The sequence below is a fragment of the Pseudomonas sp. FW300-N2A2 genome (genome assembly GCF_017351735.1).
Classification (GTDB): Bacteria; Pseudomonadota; Gammaproteobacteria; order Pseudomonadales; family Pseudomonadaceae; genus Aquipseudomonas; species Aquipseudomonas migulae.
Genome location: NZ_JACNDU010000016.1, coordinates 83,870 through 100,749 on the forward strand (window position 1 = coordinate 83,870; position 16,880 = coordinate 100,749).

General features: G+C 56.7%; 17 protein-coding genes. 13 read left to right on the forward strand and 4 right to left on the reverse strand.

The features are described 5' to 3' along the window. Positions 1-8 precede the first annotated feature (8 nt). From J4E42_RS19480 to J4E42_RS19540, 13 genes are all read left to right on the forward strand, one after another. The gene (locus tag J4E42_RS19480; RefSeq protein ID WP_207285931.1) at positions 9-1,385 is read left to right on the forward strand and encodes an oligosaccharide flippase family protein; all 1,377 of its coding nucleotides are present in this window, start codon (positions 9-11) and stop codon (positions 1,383-1,385) included. A gap of 52 nt (positions 1,386-1,437) precedes the next feature. Further along, positions 1,438-1,632, forward strand: coding sequence for a hypothetical protein (locus tag J4E42_RS19485; protein ID WP_207285932.1), 195 nt, complete (start codon positions 1,438-1,440; stop codon positions 1,630-1,632). Beyond that, positions 1,629-3,092 carry a GMC oxidoreductase gene (locus J4E42_RS19490; RefSeq protein ID WP_207285933.1) on the forward strand — a complete coding sequence of 488 codons (1,464 nt, stop codon included), beginning with the start codon at positions 1,629-1,631 and terminating at the stop codon, positions 3,090-3,092. The genes J4E42_RS19485 and J4E42_RS19490 overlap by 4 nt, the downstream gene beginning before the upstream one ends. A 75-nt stretch (positions 3,093-3,167) precedes the next feature. Continuing rightward, positions 3,168-3,779 carry an acyltransferase gene (locus tag J4E42_RS19495; RefSeq protein WP_008041075.1) on the forward strand — a complete coding sequence of 204 codons (612 nt, stop codon included), beginning with the start codon at positions 3,168-3,170 and terminating at the stop codon, positions 3,777-3,779. After that, positions 3,776-4,732 (forward strand): glycosyltransferase family 2 protein, encoded by a 957-nt coding sequence (locus tag J4E42_RS19500; RefSeq protein ID WP_008041076.1) that lies wholly within the window; start codon positions 3,776-3,778, stop codon positions 4,730-4,732. The genes J4E42_RS19495 and J4E42_RS19500 overlap by 4 nt, the downstream gene beginning before the upstream one ends. 8 nt (positions 4,733-4,740) lie before the next feature. Then, a complete protein-coding gene (locus J4E42_RS19505; RefSeq protein ID WP_192418546.1) occupies positions 4,741-5,265 on the forward strand; it encodes a serine O-acetyltransferase in 525 nt (174 codons plus the stop codon). A gap of 43 nt (positions 5,266-5,308) precedes the next feature. After that, positions 5,309-6,286: a glycosyltransferase family 2 protein gene (locus J4E42_RS19510; RefSeq protein ID WP_207285955.1), complete on the forward strand. Its 978-nt coding sequence runs from the start codon at positions 5,309-5,311 to the stop codon at positions 6,284-6,286. 7 nt (positions 6,287-6,293) lie between these two features. Next, entirely contained in the window at positions 6,294-7,229 is a 936-nt protein-coding gene (locus tag J4E42_RS19515; protein ID WP_207285934.1) for a DUF535 family protein, read from the forward strand. 75 nt (positions 7,230-7,304) lie between these two features. Further along, the gene (locus tag J4E42_RS19520) at positions 7,305-8,507 is read left to right on the forward strand and encodes a glycosyltransferase (protein WP_207285935.1); all 1,203 of its coding nucleotides are present in this window, start codon (positions 7,305-7,307) and stop codon (positions 8,505-8,507) included. Continuing rightward, positions 8,504-9,691: a glycosyltransferase family 2 protein gene (locus J4E42_RS19525; RefSeq protein WP_207285936.1), complete on the forward strand. Its 1,188-nt coding sequence runs from the start codon at positions 8,504-8,506 to the stop codon at positions 9,689-9,691. The genes J4E42_RS19520 and J4E42_RS19525 overlap by 4 nt, the downstream gene beginning before the upstream one ends. After that, positions 9,691-10,425, forward strand: a complete 735-nt coding sequence (locus J4E42_RS19530) for a WecB/TagA/CpsF family glycosyltransferase (protein ID WP_207285937.1) — start codon at positions 9,691-9,693, stop codon at positions 10,423-10,425. Before J4E42_RS19525 ends, J4E42_RS19530 begins: the two co-directional genes overlap by 1 nt. Positions 10,426-10,800: 375 nt before the next feature. Continuing rightward, on the forward strand, positions 10,801-11,934 hold the full coding sequence (locus J4E42_RS19535; RefSeq protein WP_207285956.1) for a hypothetical protein: 1,134 nt from the start codon (positions 10,801-10,803) through the stop codon (positions 11,932-11,934). Between the two features lie 58 nt (positions 11,935-11,992). After that, on the forward strand, positions 11,993-13,129 hold the full coding sequence (locus J4E42_RS19540) for a glycosyltransferase 61 family protein (RefSeq protein WP_207285938.1): 1,137 nt from the start codon (positions 11,993-11,995) through the stop codon (positions 13,127-13,129). Positions 13,130-13,249: 120 nt separating this feature from the next. On the opposite strand, the gene J4E42_RS19545 is transcribed toward J4E42_RS19540, so the two are convergent. From J4E42_RS19545 to mauD, 4 genes are all read right to left on the reverse strand, one after another. Beyond that, positions 13,250-14,674, reverse strand: a complete 1,425-nt coding sequence (locus J4E42_RS19545) for an undecaprenyl-phosphate glucose phosphotransferase (protein WP_008041091.1) — start codon at positions 14,672-14,674, stop codon at positions 13,250-13,252. A gap of 384 nt (positions 14,675-15,058) precedes the next feature. Next, entirely contained in the window at positions 15,059-15,580 is a 522-nt protein-coding gene (locus J4E42_RS19550; protein WP_008041092.1) for a hypothetical protein, read from the reverse strand. Between the two features lie 139 nt (positions 15,581-15,719). After that, complete coding sequence (locus tag J4E42_RS19555; protein ID WP_008033908.1) at positions 15,720-16,241, reverse strand: methylamine dehydrogenase light chain; 522 nt, start codon at positions 16,239-16,241, stop codon at positions 15,720-15,722. A gap of 17 nt (positions 16,242-16,258) precedes the next feature. Continuing rightward, entirely contained in the window at positions 16,259-16,879 is a 621-nt protein-coding gene (gene mauD, locus J4E42_RS19560; protein ID WP_207285939.1) for a methylamine dehydrogenase accessory protein MauD, read from the reverse strand. Position 16,880 lies beyond the last annotated feature (1 nt).

Below are 16,880 nucleotides of genomic sequence, written 5' to 3' on the forward strand. Positions count from 1 at the left end.
TTGATGTTATGCCTTCAGTTGATATATCGCCATCGTTGAGCCTGCGCAAGCGAGCGATATTCGCCGGAGCATGGAATCTCGGAGCACTTGTCACCTCTCAAGCCGTGCGCCTGGGCGGCAACCTGATCATGGCTCGCCTGCTGATGCCGGAGATGTTCGGCATCATGATTATCGCTACCACCGTTTCGGTCGTTATCCATTTGCTTTCCGATGTGGGCTTGCGCCAGAACATCATCCAGAGCCCGCGTGGTGACGATCCGGTATTTCTCAATACCGTCTGGACCGTGCAGATCGTGCGCGGTTTTATCCTTTTTGCCTTGACGCTTCTGATTGCAGGCCTGGCCTGGTTTGCGCAGGTCATCAATCTGTGGTCGCCTGGATCCACCTATGCCGCACCGGAGTTGCCGCTGGTGTTGGCCGTTACTGGCTTGTCCGCGCTCATCTATGGTTTTCAGTCGACAAAGGTCGACGTGGCCGTTCGTGCATTCCAGCAAAAGAAAGTCGTGCTCGCCGAGTTTGCGTCCCAGATTTCCGGCCTGCTGGTGATGCTGGTTATCGGCTACTTCACCCGGTCTATCTGGTCGCTGGTGGGGGCGGGTCTGGTTTCCGCCCTGGTCAGTCTGCTTCTGGGGCATTTCTGGTTTAAGGGCCCGCATAACCATCTGCAGTGGGATCGCAGTGCGCTCCAGGAGCTGGTCGTCTTCGGGCGCTGGATATTGTTGTCGTCGGCAGTGGGCGTATTGGCCATGAATGGCGATCGCATCTGGTTCGGCGGCAGCATGTCGGCCGCCGAACTGGGTGTTTATTCCATTGCCGTGCTGATTCTGGGGGCTATTACTCTCGGCGCGCAGAGGCTGGTTGGCGCCGTGGCGTTGCCAGCTTTCAGCGAGGCGGCAAGAAGCAATGACACCGTACGGCTGCGCGCTTTGTATGACCGCTTCAGACTGATTATCGACATCGCCTTGCTGTTTATTTGCGGGCTGTTGTGGGTCATCAGCCCTCTCATCATTCACTGGTTATATGATGAGCGTTATGCCGAGGCCGGCAACATGATGGCCGTGCTCTCACTGTCTTTCTTCATCTTGCGCTATGGCGTGGCGCATCAAGCCTGGCTTGCCTTGGGGCTCACGAAGTACCAGGCCATGGATAACATTATTCGCGCCATCTCGTTATGGGTGTTACTGCCGCTGCTGCTGGCCGTTGGCGGCGTGAAATATGCAATTTGGGGTGTCGCGCTGCATACGTTTCCTACACTTGTGCTAATTGTTTATGTGAACCGTCGTGTGGGGCTGTTCAATCTCAAACGAGAGCTGGCTGTACTGCCAATGGTGCTGGTAGGCGTCGGGTTTGGGGAGTTAGTGTTGGGCCTTGCCAATTGGCTTTGACTTGATTCAAGTCTTTTGCAGTCTTCAATTTCAATGTCGGGGAGCTTGAAGCATGAGTGAACTTGATTTGAATACCTCCGCGATGGGGCGCAGAGAACTCCTCCAGGCGTTCGCTCTATTAAGTCTGGGGGGGATGACATTTGGACTGCCCTCGCTCCTTGCTTCGCCTTCTTCTGAAAAAAGCGGGTTTGTCGTCGTCAACGGCTGGGTGTTGCCGGCCCAGTATTTTCGGCAAACGCGAACATGATCAAAGATTACCAATCGCAGAAAGAACTCCGCGATCATTATGACTTCTGCATCATCGGGGCTGGGCCGGCGGGCATCACGCTGGCGTTGCGCCTGGCCGGGAATGGTCGGCACGTGTTGCTGATCGAGGGCGGGGGGCACGAGTATTCGCAGCCCTCGCAAACCCTTTATGACTGCCCCTCGACAGGCCTGGATGTCTACGCACATGAAACACGCCTGCGCTTTCTCGGCGGCACGTCCAACCACTGGGCGGGGCGTTGCCGTCCCTTCGAGAAGTCAGACTTCGAAATGGCTCCTCCGGTCAAACTGCCCGGCTGGCCCATCGCGTTTTCCGAGATCGAGCGTTATCTGCCAGCGGCCATGGCTATTGTGGATCTTCCGACGGATTCCGGATTCAAGGCCATTAATGCGTCCATGGATGGCAACGACTTTGACGCGGATCGTTTCCTGCTGAGCCCGCCGACACGATTTGCACAAAAATACGCCAAGGAACTTCAAGAGACCGAGGGGCTTGATGTCTTCATCAATTGCAACTGTGTCGATCTTGAGTTCGATGCCAAGACCGGCCGCATAGCCACCATCGTTGTGTCCGATTACGAGAAGCACCGGGAACGAGTGAAGGCAAAGCAATTCATTCTCGCGACGGGCGCCATCGAGAATGCCCGGCAGCTGATGAACAGCGAGTCCCTGGCATCCGCCGGCATTGTCAGCAAGGACGGTTTCGTCGGCAGATGTTTCATGGAACACCTGAACCTCGAGCTGGGCACCTTCATTCTGGGGGAGGGGCAGAGTACCGAGCCTCGGCAGTATTTCACCACCGATGCGTTTGTCGCGCACTTTCAGTCAGGTAAAGGGAACGTTTCTGCTGCGTTGCTGGCGGAGGTCAAAGCCTATGGGCGAACAGCGGCCATCAAGGGTTTTCTGGAGACCCTCGTCTGCGACGTCGGAATGGGGCACAAGATCGATTTCATTACGAATTTCAATTGCCCTGGCGACGGGGTGATTACCACCCTCATCGAACAATTTCCCAACCTTAACAGCCGCGTCAATTTGCTCGAGGCGCGAGATGTCTTGGGGATGCGCAAGGTCAACATCAACTGGGAGCTGGTCCTCGAAGACAGGCATACCATCAAATCGATAGGGCTGGAGGTGGCGAAGTGTTTTGCCGAAACGGGGTTGGGCTTCGTCAAGCTGCATGAGTACGTGTATGACGTCTCTGTGCCACTGAAAGTGACGCCCCATGCTCATCATATGGGGACTACACGGATGGCCTCGGCGCCTGAGTCCGGTGTGGTCGACGAGAACTGCAAAGTGTTCGGCACCGAGAATCTTTACGTGGCGGGCAGCAGTGTCTTTCCTACAGCCGGTGCGAGCAATCCGACCATGCCGCTTTTACAGCTTACCCTGAGGCTGGCAGATCATCTCAATCATCAAGAGGGCCCGGCGGGCAGATATTCCTGATACTACAATCAAAAAAACCGGGGTGTACCTGGCTCTGGCACGGATGAACATCGCAGGATTTGTGAGGCTGACAGGATGATAGGGCTGGCAAGACGTGCTGTAAGTTATTACGTCAACAAAACGGGGCGGGGACGCTGGCTCTTTAAACGGTTTTGTAATCCTGACGGGTTCGAGTGGGCTCGATATCTGGCGCGCTGGGGATCACTGCATTCCGTCGGCAGCAATGTGTGGATCAATGTCGGGTGCAATATCGCTGACCCTTCGCTGGTGCGCCTCGGCAACAACATCGCTTTAGCGGATTGCACGCTGTTCTGCCACGATGGTGCCGTTTTCTTCTCCACTATCTACAACGTAAAACTCGATGCTGTCGGACCTGTCGACATCCGTGACAACTGCTTTGTCGGGCATGCTGCGATCATCATGCCGTGTGTGACCGTAGGTCCGGGCTCAATTGTCGCCGCAGGTGCTGTTGTCAGGAAAGATGTTCCGCCTGGTGTCGTGGTCGCGGGCAATCCAGCGAGGGTCATTTGTACCGTTGACGAGCTGATGAAAAAATTCGAGACGCGCTGCAACGACTATCCGTGGATGGACCTGATCAGAGAACGCAACGGTGCCTATGATCCAGGCGTGGAGCCGGCGCTGATGGCCATGCGAGTGCAGTACTTTTTTGGCGAGTCACCCAAATGATCAATACGCCCCTTGATGTGCTGGTCGTCAACTACAACACAGCGAAGCTGTTGCAGCCGATGTTTGATGCATTGCGCCAGTCAAACAGTGCGGATCTGACGCGCTACTTGATGGTGGACAATGCCTCTGCCGACAATTCGCTGGAGTGTCTGGCCTCCATTTGCCCGGAGGCGTTGCTGCTGGCCAATGACAAAAATGTGGGCTTTGGCCGTGCCAACAATCAGTTGGTTGAACACTTGCAGGGCAAGTACGCGTTACTCCTCAATACCGACGCTTTTGTTGCCGCCGACACCCTGAACAAAACCCTCGAATACATGGAGGCTCATCCTGATTGCGGCGTGCTTGGCGTTCGGCTGGTCGGACGCGAAGGCGACTTGCAACCCTCCTGCCGCTATTTCCCCACACCGTTGAATGTCTTCCTTTCCCGTGCAGGGCTTGAGCGCTTTTTCCCGGTGGTGAAGCGGGTCGACGACATGGAATGGGATCACGACTCGGTCCGTGAATGCGACTGGGTGCCCGGCTGCTATTACCTGATTCGCCGGGAAGTCATCGATCAGGTGGGTTTGTTCGACCCGCGCTACTTCCTTTACTACGAGGAAGTTGACCACTGCAAACGCGTCAAACAGGCCGGTTGGAAGGTGGTTTTTTACCCGCATACCACGGTGGTGCATATCGGTGGTGAAAGCGCCAAAACAGTGGTTGAACTCAACGCGGTCAGTCGACAAATACCCAGGATGCAAATCGAAAGCGAGCTGTTGTACTTCCGCAAGCACCACGGCCTGCTGGGGTTGGGCTGGCATATGTTCCTGGTTTGCCTGGGGGATCTGATTCTGGCGCTCAAGGCGCTGCTCAAAGGTCGTGGCCGAGCCGCCATCGCAGCGTGCTGGCAGCATACGCGTGCCACTTGGGCGCTGCTGCGTGAAACCCGACTCGCTACCCAACCCACACGGTAGGTCAATCAATGTTCGAGAATATACGGGCGGACTTGCGTGCCTATGGTGGTGATTGGGGCGCTCAGGGATTCTGGGTCATGCTGGTTTATCGCTTTGGGCGCTGGCGTTACGGTGTGCGCCCGGCACTGCTACGTAAACTGCTCTCCTTTATCTATAAAGTGCTCTTCAAACTGGTGCAGATCGTGACGGGCATCGAGTTGCCCTGTGAAGTCGTGGTCGGGCGCAACTTCGTCATCGATCATTTCGGCGGCATTGTGATCAGTGGCTATGCGCAGTTTGGCGATGATTGCCGGATCCGCAATGGCGTCGTCGTAGGCCTGAAGAATGTGAACGAGCCGATTGCCCCGGTGATTGGCAATAATGTGGATATCGGCACCGGGGCCAAGGTATTGGGCAACATCCGCATTGGTAACAATGTCGTGATCGGCGCCAACGCCGTGGTACTGACCGACGTACCCGACGACTCGGTGGCCGTGGGTGTGCCCGCGACCATCAAGAAAAGGAAGTCAGTAGAAACAGAGGAATACTCATGAGTTATCCGAAGGCCTGTTTCGATGGCGGCGCTGAGTGAGCGTCATGACTACCGGCATGGGTGTCGTTGTGATCGGTCGTAATGAAGGCCAGCGGTTGCAGCGTTGCCTGGCGTCGCTGGTTGATGCCGCGCAGCAGGTCGTTTATGTCGACTCCGGCTCAACCGATGGTTCGGTGCCAATGGCGCAGGCGCTTGGCGTCGAGGTGGTCGAGCTGGATATGAGCATCCCCTTTACCGCTGCACGCGCGCGCAATGAAGGATTTGCCAGCGTGCAACGCGTGTTGCCTTCGCTGCGTCATGTGCAGTTCGTCGATGGTGATTGCGAGGTCGTCGGCGGCTGGCTGCCAAAGGCGCAAGCCTTTCTGGATGCGCACCCTGAGGTGGCGGTGGTGTGTGGGCGGCGCCGTGAACGCTTTCCTCAGCATTCGATTTACAACCTGTTGTGCGATCTCGAATGGGACACGCCGATAGGCGAGGCCAAGGCCTGCGGGGGCGATGCGTTGATGCGGGCTGACGCCTTCGCCGATGTGTCGGGGTTTCGCCCGGATCTGATTGCCGGGGAAGAGCCCGAGTTGTGTGTGCGGCTGCGTGCCAAGGGCTGGAAGGTCTGGCGGCTGCCTGAGGAAATGACCCTGCACGATGCGACCATGACCCGGTTCGGCCAATGGTGGAAGCGAACCCTGCGCGGCGGCTACGCTTTTGCCGAAGGTGCTTATTTGCATGGGGCGGCCCCCGAGCAGCATTGGCTGCGTGAGTCACGCCGCGCGTGGTTCTGGGGCCTGGGCATTCCGCTGGCAACTGTTCTCGCCAGCCTGGTGCTGGGAGGGGCTGGCCTGCTGTTGTTGCTGGTCTACCCATTGCAGGTCGTGCGCCTGGCCCGTCGGGGTTCGGGATCCGCGCGGGAAAACTGGTTGCAGGCATTCTTTCTGGTGCTGGGAAAATTTCCCGAGATGCTGGGGCAATTGAAGTTTCTTTTGAACAGGTTCGGCGCTCGCAAGTCCGCGTTGATCGAATACAAGTGAGACTTAAATGAATAACTGGCAACTGCTGAAAAACGCGTTTTCTTTGCATGCTGGTTATTCATTGAGAGCCGTGAAAAACAAGCTCGAATTAATGATTTTAGTGGCAAAGAACTGGGCTGACCTCAAGCTGTTCACCGGGCGCATGTCGAACGCTTTGGGCAGCGCCGGTTTTGCGAAGTTGGGCGGGGATTGTGTGGGGGTCGTTCATTGGCCCTACATCAGCAAAAGCTGGAACCCTCAGGACCGACTGAGTGTGTTGGCCTCGCACTATGAGGTGGTGACGAAAAGCTGTCCGCAGCTATTGCTGTTTGGTCGAAGTGAAAGTCTGGTGTTGAGTGACTTGTCGGCCTTCGCTGCCGATTGTTCCCTGGTGCTGGATCGACCCATTTGGTTTATGCGTGAAGGCGAGCTGGTGTTGAACCTGTTTCAGGGTGATTTACGCATTGCATCGATTGCGTTCACCTTGTGTTGCACCGAGGGTGAGCTGTGTATTTTCATCGGTGCCGTGCAAGGGATTCACAAAGGGGTAGAGAGCGAACGCTCCCTGGACATTTACCGGGAGCTGACAAAAAGTTTCGAAGGTCTTCGGCCACGAAGCTTTCTGATTGAAGTCATTAAATACATCGCGACCCGGATTGGCGTTGAAAGGATCTACGCAGTAAGCGACGGGTTCCGTCATCACCGGCACGCCTATTTTGGTGCTGAAAAAACCCAGGACCTGGCGGCCAATTACGATGTGATCTGGCTGGAACATGGCGCGACGCCGTCAGCGCGGGAAGACTTCTTTGAAATCCCCATGGCCCCGTCGAGCAAACCGCTTGAGAGTATCGCGTCGAAAAAACGCGCCATGTACCGCAGGCGTTATGAGTTGCTGGAGGACACGTTCAAAAAGATAGATGACGTGTTGATTGGCAGTTATAGCGACCCGCGTGGGGCTGATTGACGTTCCAGGCCACTGAACTACTGTGGGATGCCCCGCTGTAATCATTCACCGCAACGACAGCCAAGCTTGGTGCTTATGCGTATCGCTTACTTCATCAATCAATACCCCAAAGTCAGCCATAGCTTCATTCGTCGCGAGATTCTGGCATTGGAGCGTCAGGGCTTTGAAGTGCAGCGCATTGCCCTGCGCGGCTGGGATGCGCAGTTGGTGGATGCCGAGGACGTGTCCGAACAAGCCCAGACCCACTATGTGTTGCAGGGCGGAGTCAAAGCGCTGGCAGGGCCGGTGCTGCAAGTGCTGCGCGCTCAGCCTCGACGCTTTTTTTCGACGCTGTGGCTGGCGTTGCGCATGGGCCTGCGTGCCGATCGGCCGTGGCCGTACCATGTGATCTATTTGTTCGAGGCGTGCCGGTTGTTGTCCTGGTTGCAAGTGTTCGGCGCCAGGCATGTGCATGCGCATTTCGGCACCAATTCAACCGAGGTGGTGATGTTGGCCCGTGCGCTCGGCGGGCCTGCGTACAGCTTTACCGTGCACGGCCCGGAAGAGTTCGACAAACCACAATTTATCCATCTGGGCGAGAAAGTCCGGCGCGCGGCGTTTGTCGCAGCGATCAGTTCCTATGGGCGCAGCCAGTTGTTTCGCTGGGTGGAGCATGCGCATTGGGAAAAGGTCAAGGTGGTTCACTGCGGCCTGGAGCGGGCGTTTCATGAGGTGCCGGCTGTCGCTGTGCCGTCTGTGCCACGGTTGGTGTGCGTGGGGCGCTTGTGTGAGCAGAAGGGGCAACTGTTGTTGCTTGAGGCGGCGCGAAAACTGGCGGCGCAAGGCGTGGTGTTCGAGATCGTACTGGCCGGCGACGGGGAAATGCGTGCAGAGATCGAAACCCTGATTACGCGGCATGGCTTGCAGGCGCAGGTGCGCATTACCGGCTGGATCAGCAGCGATCAGGTGCGGGCGCAAATCCTGGCGGCGCGGGCCCTGGTGTTGCCGAGCTTCGCCGAGGGCTTGCCGGTGGTCATCATGGAAGCCATGGCCTTGCGCCGGCCCGTGCTGACGACCTGCGTGGCGGGCATTCCCGAACTGGTGCGTCAGGGCGAGAACGGCTGGTTGTTTCCCGCGGGCGCCGTGGATGAGTTGGCGGTGGCGCTGGCCGACTGCCTCGCGCAACCTGTCGAGGTGTTGCAGCGGATGGGCGATGCCGCGTATCAGCGGGTGCTGGAGCGGCACGATATCGATACCGAAGCAGCCAAGCTGGCTGAATTGTTCAAGGCGCACGCATGATCACGTTACTGGGTTGGCTGTTCAGTGCACTGCTGATACTCATCGTCCTGCCGGTGTTTGTGTTGTTCGTGCAGGTGCTGCTGGCCAGCCTGCCGGTGCGATCGCTTGCACCGGCGCAAGGGTCGCGACCGAGGGTGGCGGTGCTGGTGCCGGCTCACAATGAGTCCTCGCTGATCGTCGCGACGTTGAACAGCATTCTGCCGCAACTGCTGGCGGGCGATCGCCTGGTGGTTGTCGCGGACAACTGTACTGACGACACGGCCGCGCTGGCCCGCGCCGCGGGTGCCGAGGTGGTGGAACGCAGCAATGCTCAGCAGCGAGGCAAGGGTTATGCACTGGACTTCGGGGTGCGTTACCTGGCCAGCGATGCACCGGACGTGATGATTGTTGTCGATGCCGATTCGCGGGTGGGTAAAGGCTCGATTGAGCGTTTGGCACTGTGCTGCATCGACTCCGGGCGTCCAGCACAGGCCCTGTACTTGATGCATGCGCCGGCAGGCTCCGGGTTGAAAGTGCAAATTGCCGAATTCGCCTGGTGCGTGAAGAATCAGGTGCGAGCGCAGGGATGGGCCCGACTGGGGTTGCCTTGTTCGTTGATGGGCTCGGGAATGGCGTTCGTCTGGCGGGATCTGGCGTTGATCGAATTAGCCAGTGGCCACATCGTCGAAGATTTGAAGATGGGCCTGGATTTCTGCCGAAGCGGCAAACCGCCCCTGTTTTGCCCCGGTGCGTTGGTCAGCAGTGATTTTCCGCGCAGCGACGAAGGCCTGAGCATCCAGCGTACACGCTGGGAGCATGGTCATCTCGGGGTCATCCTCAGTGATGCGCCAAGGTTGCTGTTAGAGGCTATCCGCAAAGGCAACTTGAACCTTCTGGCAATGACCGCGGATTTACTGGTCCCGCCGCTGGCCTTGCTGACGTTGCTGCTGGTGGTCGCCTTCAGCCTCTCATGGCTGGTGGTGTTGCTCGGCGGCGCGTTGGCGCCAGCCTTGATCGCGTCTTTCGGGCTCGCACTGTTGGGCGTGACTGTCTTGCTGGCATGGAGTCGGTTCGGTCGCGGGATCATCGCGTTTTCAGCCTTGTTGTATGCGCCGTTCTACGCGTTGAAGAAAATCCCGCTGTACATTGGTTTTGTGCTCAAGCGCCAGGTCGACTGGGTGCGTTCGAAGCGAGATGACACCTGATGAGCCCCTTATCCTGGCAGCAAAACTGGCAAACCATCCTGCGCAAACTCAGGGTGGTTCGTGATGCCGGTGACGAACAACAATTGATTGATGTGTTGTCCCGGTCCGAGGGGACGACAGTGCTTGGATTCGTCAATGCCCATGCCATGAACCTGGTGACGGCCAACCCCGCTTATTACGACGCGCTGTCGGCGGCCGACGTGTTGTTACGGGATGGCTCCGGCATGGCCATCCTGTATCGCCGACTCGGTCTCGAACCGGGGCTGAATATGAACGGCACCGATTTCATCCCCAAATTACTGGCCGCCTACAAGGGCCGGCGCGTGGCGTTCTGGGGGACTGAAGAGACCTTTCTGGCCAACGCGGTGCGGCATTGCGAAGCGGTGTTTGCGGTCAATGTCGTCTCTGCTCACCATGGTTTTGCAGGGGTGGATGATTACGTCAACCTTGCCCGTCAGTCACTGCCGGAACTGGTGGTGCTGGGGATGGGCATGCCCAAGCAGGAAGTCGTTGCCGCGAGACTGGCCGCCAGTGGCGTGCCATGCCTGGTGGTATGCGGTGGGGCGATCCTGGATTTTCTCGGCGGCAAGGTGACGCGTGCTCCGCAATGGGTGCGTCGCCTCGGTTGCGAGTGGGTGTTCAGGCTGCTCAGTGAGCCAAAGCGTTTATTCACTCGCTATATCGTGGGTAACCCAAAGTTTTTGTTACGCACACTCATTTGTCGAAGTTCCTGACGTAACAGGAATTTGACGTCAGTTTTAATATTCGGGCTGCCTGAAAAGCACGTCTGAAATATCTTGCAAAACTCTGCGCCAGCATCTTTACTCACCCTTGTATTACCGACTCGGTGGATGAGTTGGAGCGTTTTTTTGTTAAGGTTGGAGACGAATAAATGACGTCAGAAAATCTTGATTACAGAGAGTGAATGGCGAGTTTCTCGCAAGAAAGACAGCTGGACGTACATTCAAAAAACAGCGCACATCATATTGGTAGTTATGGTTTGCCGCATATTTTGAAAAGCGTGGTGAGCTATCGACTCTCATTTCGAGTGTTTGATCTATTGGTTTGAAAACTCAAATGAACGCTTCTTGATGTGTGCTAATAAGCAAATGAACGCATATATATCAAAACTGATACACAAGTTAATGTCGCCTTCCATGCGATTTGAGCTAAGAAAAGCGCTCTCCTGGTTACGTGATATAGCCGCGCGCGCCTGTGTTTGGCGCTGGGAAATCGCCAGGTTCAAACTGCGGGAAGACAGCCGCTACGACATTCTTTATGTGGGCAGAAAATCCCAGCGGGAATTTGTGAAGGTGCTCTTGGGGGCTGAGACTCAGGGGGTTGATAACCTGTCGAAATCAGACCGCACGGTCGTTGTCAGTGACATGCCGAGCTGGGGTGCATTGTATGTGCCGCAATACCTGAGTGCTGTCGTGCCACTGCGCAGATCCATTGATGAGATTACGGCGCGATACAACACCGAGTTACGGCGCAATCTACGCAAGAACCGGTTGCGCTACGGCATGAAGCAAGCATTGAACGATGATGAGATTGAAACGGCGGATCGGGAAATGCTTCAACCCTACGCCAGGGCTCGTCATGGCGCAGCCGCCTCGCAAATTGCATCACATGAAGTTCAGCGGGTGGCTAAAAGAGCCGGACGCCTCGATCTGGTGGTGTTGGAAGACCAGGTTGTTGCCTGCCATCTGGGGTGCGTCGTCACTCGCGCGGGCAAGCGCTATTGGAGCACCGTGCGTTTTGGCTACCCTGACGAGGTGTTTTCAGATGCCAGGAAATTACGTGAAGTCAATTCCATCACCACGTTCATGGCGCTTGAGTGGGCGATAGAAAACGGATTTGATTACTACGATATCGGGACGTGTCTGGCACGTCCGGACGACGGGCTTCTTGAGTGGAAAAGAAGGCGCGGCGGTGATGTCGATACGCTGGGAAACCATGGCTACGTGTTTGTTCGGCTGCCCAGGACCGGCGCTGCGCAGTTTCTGTGGGAGACACCACTTTTTGCTGTTGAAGGCAAACATCTGACACTTCATCTTGGAATACCCGAGGGGCCAAGTGATGAAGAAGTTGCAAATCGATATCGTGAAATGGGCTTTGGGGGGCTATCCAAACTGTATCTCCATTGTTCCAGGGAGCCGGACACCGCGCTGCTCGATAACTTGCGTAGTCGCTATGCTCATTTGAAGTCGCCGCCCATTCTGCAAACTATTCTCTGCACTTGAGATATTGAAAAATAGTTGGCTGTAAATACTGTGTAATCATATTGCGCCGGGGGTGTCTATGTCGGAATTCAGCGCGTTGGCAAGTAGCGGCCCGGCGAAGTGGAGCCTGGCGGCTTATAAACACCTCTTTAAAACACGCCTTGCCCGGAAACCAGCATTAACGCTGCAAAGTATGGCGGTGAAAACCTGGGATATTGCGCCGGGTGAAGTCGCGTTTGCTCAACCCGCCTTCTTTCTTCCCAATCAACTTGAGCGTGTGACGGGATGGGAAGAGCAACTTTTTTATCCCCATGAACATCCTCGTCGCACAATGGAAGGCGTCGGTCGTGTTGAACATGGACCGACCCGGGGTTATTTGCTCAAAGATGTCTGGATGATCGATGGCGCGCTCTACAAAGGAAACGCCAAATCCTGGTTGACGCCTGGCGTTGGCCGGCTGCCAGGGGTTCGCGTCGAAAACGAAATCGAGCGCGGCGCGTTGTATTGCACGGCGGGGGGCAACAAGTGGTTTGGCAGTTGGCTGACGGACGATTGCCTGACCTATTCACTGGCCTGCAACGAAGGCGTTCCAGTGACCACGGCTCCCTCCGCCAACATTGTTTCCACCACCAGGAACGGCATCCTTCACACCCCCGGTTATGAGGACTGGCTTGGCATGAAGCCGGTTCGTTTACGTAATGCGTTTTTTCGTGAACTCGTGATCTTTGACGACATAAGTCAAAATCGCCACAAGCATCTGCGCTTCCGTGCAATGGGCGAAAAGTTGCTGTCCCACGTCAACACGAGCGCTCATCCAGGCGTGTTTATCCTGAGAGGTGGTCGCGGCGATTTACGCTTGTTGCGTAACGAAATGGAGTTGGCTGAGCGTCTGCGTGATCGTCGGGGTTTTCGCATTCTCGACCCGGCGCTGTGCGATGTTGCGACCATTGTCGCGACCTGTGCCGGTGCAAGAACCGTGATTGGGGTCGAGGGCAGTCAATTGATCCATGGGGTTAATGTATTGCCGCCGGGTGGTTCGCTGCTGGTGTTGCAACCTCCTGAGCGTTTCATCTGCTATTTCAAGTACCTGACCGATCGTGACCATCAACACTTTGGTTTTGTCGTCGGTACTCCCGCGGGCAATGGTTTTACTATCGACCCCGATGAGGTCGAGCGCACGCTGGACCTGTTTCCGTCATCGTGCGGCTTAGTGTAGGAGCGAGCCTGCTCGCGATGGTCGTTAACGATAGCGCGTGTTAACTGGTTAAACGCGGTGGTCGGTCGTCCATCGCGAGCAGTCGAGCGTCGACCGGCTGCTCCTACAGTTCACTACGGATTAATAGGCCTGTTTACCGGAGAAGGCCGATACCGTCCGTAAAAGAATGATGAAGTCGAGCCAGAGCGACCAGTTGTTGATGTACTCGATGTCTGAGTCAACCCGGCGAATCATTTGTTCTACATCTTTCGTTTCACCACGAAGGCCCCGTACCTGCGCCAGCCCGGTGATACCCGGTTTAATGTTATGTCGCGCAAAGTAGCCCGAGACATCGGGCGAGTACTGCACGTCGTGTTGAATCGCGTGCGGGCGAGGCCCCACCAGCGACATTTCGCCCATCAACACGTTGAACAATTGCGGCAGCTCATCGAGGCTGGTTTTGCGAATAAAGGCGCCCACCCTGGTCACGCGTGGATCATTCTTTTGTGCCTGCTTGACGGTGCCGTCCGACGGCTGATGGACCACCATGCTTCTGAACTTCCAGATACTGAAAACTTCGCCGCTCCACCCCATGCGTTGCTGACGAAAGAACACGGGACCGGGGCTATCGATCTTGATCGCAAGGGCAACTAACGCCAGCACTGGCGCCGCAAAAAGCAGGATCAGGAAAGCGCCGACCTTGTCTTCGAGATTCTTCAGGAACAGTCGCATCCCCATCAGCGGAGTTTCGGACAAGGTCAGCACGGGAATGCCGGCAATCTCGCGAACACTGTGGTTGATCAACTTCAAGGCGAAAATGTCAGGCACCCAGTTAACCCTGACGTGTTTATCGAACAGGCTTAAATAAACCTTCTGGATAACTTCGGAGCCGCCCACAGGGGTCACAAAATAGACGGTACGAATGGCGTGTTTGACAACCAACTCATCAAGATCAGAGATGTTGCCCAGTATCGAAAGGCGTGGTGCGCCTTCCACGCCTTCCTTTGCCCAGTCATCGTCCGCGCCAATCAACACACAGCCAACGATGCGTTCACCGAGCCAGGGGTTGTTACTGATTTTCTTGTGGAGGTAGCTCGCCAACTCGCCCGAGCCAATGATCAGCGAGTTTTCCAGTTGCGTCGGGTGGGCCAGGAATTTCTTCTGCATTTCCCGTGAGGCGAGGTGCAAAAACAACTGGGCGAAATAGCCAAGAACAAATAACTCCCCAACCAATAGCCGCGAATACCGTTCGCTGGTTTTGGTCAAAAAAGCCATGGCAACGAGAAAACCAAAGGTCGCGGTCCATGCCTTCAGAAGCTTGAAGGCTTTGACAGTGAACCCGACATTGCTGCGGTAAATGGCATAGTGGTCGTACACGACGGCCAGCGCGCCAAGCAGCAGCAGGAGCATGATGACGTAGTCTTGCGAGATGAAGCCGATGTGATAATTGATCAAGAACCACGCAACACCGGTTACCGCAACGCAATCGAGACCGGCCTGAACAACGATACTGGTACTGCTTCTTCGCTGGAGAACGGAACGGGTACTGTTAGGCTCAAATATCATCTTTAGACCTCATTTGCTTTCCCTTGCGCTCGGTAATGACGAGATTCAGGTCAACACAGCCCTCATTTGAGAGCCTCAGCGTCACCGACAAGCTGCTCATACTTGTGACAGGTTTGCACCCTCAAATGCGTAAATCCGGTGAGACGAAGACAGGTGCTGTCACTTTAGCACCACTGTGCACACATTCATTCTATAGCTACGGATTCAGACAACATCCATAAATAAAAATGCACTCGGATACAAGGTGCCGGGCAAACCACGGAGAGACGCCTGCACGGCGTTTGCCGCAAGGTCGTCTTGTTATCGCAGAGGAGAGTTGGCGCAGCGGAAGGGCGGGGGAACGGGCCCCCGTTTTTGCAATGACGGCTTTGGTTCAAGCCGTTGTCAGTTGTTCATCCCGTCTTCAATTGCGATGCCTTGCGCACGCATTTGCTGGATCAGTCCGGCGCGGGTGCCGGGGAGGTTGAGCATGGTTTCTGCGCGCAGTGCCGCCACTTCGTCGGCGCTGTAAGGCTGATAGTCGGCTGGCGTGCTTTTGCCCGCCATCCCGTCGGCACGGATCAACCAGTTGAGCAGGTCGGCCAGTTGCGCGTTGTCCAGCGCGGACTGCGACATGCCCGGTACGCGCACGAGAAACTCGCGGCCGCCCGGCACTTTCAGAAAGTTGCCGACAAACCCCGCCATCCGGGGCGTGTCATTCGCGGCAGAACCCATGCCATTGCCCAAGTGGCAACCGGCGCATTGCAGTTGGTAGTTCACGCCAACGCTGTAACCGGCCTGGGCAATCGGTTTTTGCAGGGCTTCATTGCCCGGCGCATGCCGTTGCGCCGGGTCCGGGATGGCCCTGGCATGAACGAGCGGGGCGGTCATGGCGCAGACAAGACCGAGGATGAGCAACCTACCCATAAGCAGCACCTCCACCTGTGCAGGTAAAAAACGGACCTGTAGGAGCCAGCTTGCTGGCGATAGCGTTTTCAGAGACGCCATCGCCGGAACGCCGCCCGCAGCAAGCCGGCTCCTACAAATAGCCAACCACAATTAGGCGTTAAACCGCGACGCCACGAATGATCGAAACGGTGCAGTGGTAGATGTGCGATTTGGCGGCCAGGCACCAGTTCACATCGTTGTTGTTGAACGGGCGATAGGCCGGTTCTTCACTGTCGTTACGGGTGCAGGCGCACTGCGCACAGCTCTGCTTACCGCAGCAGTCGTTGTACGAAATGATGTAATCCTTGCCGTCGGCCGGGTTGCGGCAGGTGCCGATCCAGGTCACTTGCGACACTTCCGTGCCCGGCGGACAGGACGTCACCGACCCTCCGCAGCAGCTGCACAAAAAGCCATCGATGGAGCAGTAGCGCCAATAGTCGCAGGTGTTCGGATCACCCGGGTCACCGGCTTTCGGGTTATCGGCGGCCAGGGCTTTGCTGGTGCGGTCCAGCGGCAACAGCAGCGGCAACGCGGCGCCGGCAACCATCAGAGAACCCATGCGCGACAGCAGTTTGCGCCGCGAAGTGGTGTCGGCAACACGACGAGTCGAACGCTCAAACAACAGATCCAGCAGTTTCATGAAAGTCTCCTGCCTTATCAGTGGCTATGGCCGTGGCTATGGTCGTGTGCATGCGGCTGGCTGTTGAGGTATTCCTGCAGCGTCGCGCTTTTCAGGTGCTCGACTTCGAACAGGCTGTCCAGGTGCTCGCGGGAATTGACCAGGCCTTTGGCGCGCAGGGTGCCGGTCTTGTCGATCAGCGCGGCGTACGGCAGCTTGCCGATCTGGTAGGTCATGCCCACTTCAGGCCCGACCACATAAGTGGCGTCTTCCAGTTTGTGTTCGGTGATCAGCTTTTGCTGGGCGTCCATGTCGCCATCGCTGATGAACACTACGTCGAGGCGATCGGCCTGTTCCTTGGCGATGGATTTGATCGCCGGCAGCAGCGACTTGCAGATCGGGCAGGTTGGCGAGAGGAAGAACAGCAGTTGCGATTTCTCGCCGGCGTAGCCGAAGTTCACCGGGCGCCCTTTGCGGTCGGAAGCGGTGACCTGTGGCGCGGCTTCATTGACCGCCACGCCCTTGTCCATCATCAATGCACCGGCCGGGGCCAGACGGCCGTGCAGCACACCAATCTGCCGGACCAGGCCCATGACGGCAAACGCCACGGCCACCAGCAGTACCCAGAGCAGAACGTTGGAAACGATTAAGCCTTCCATT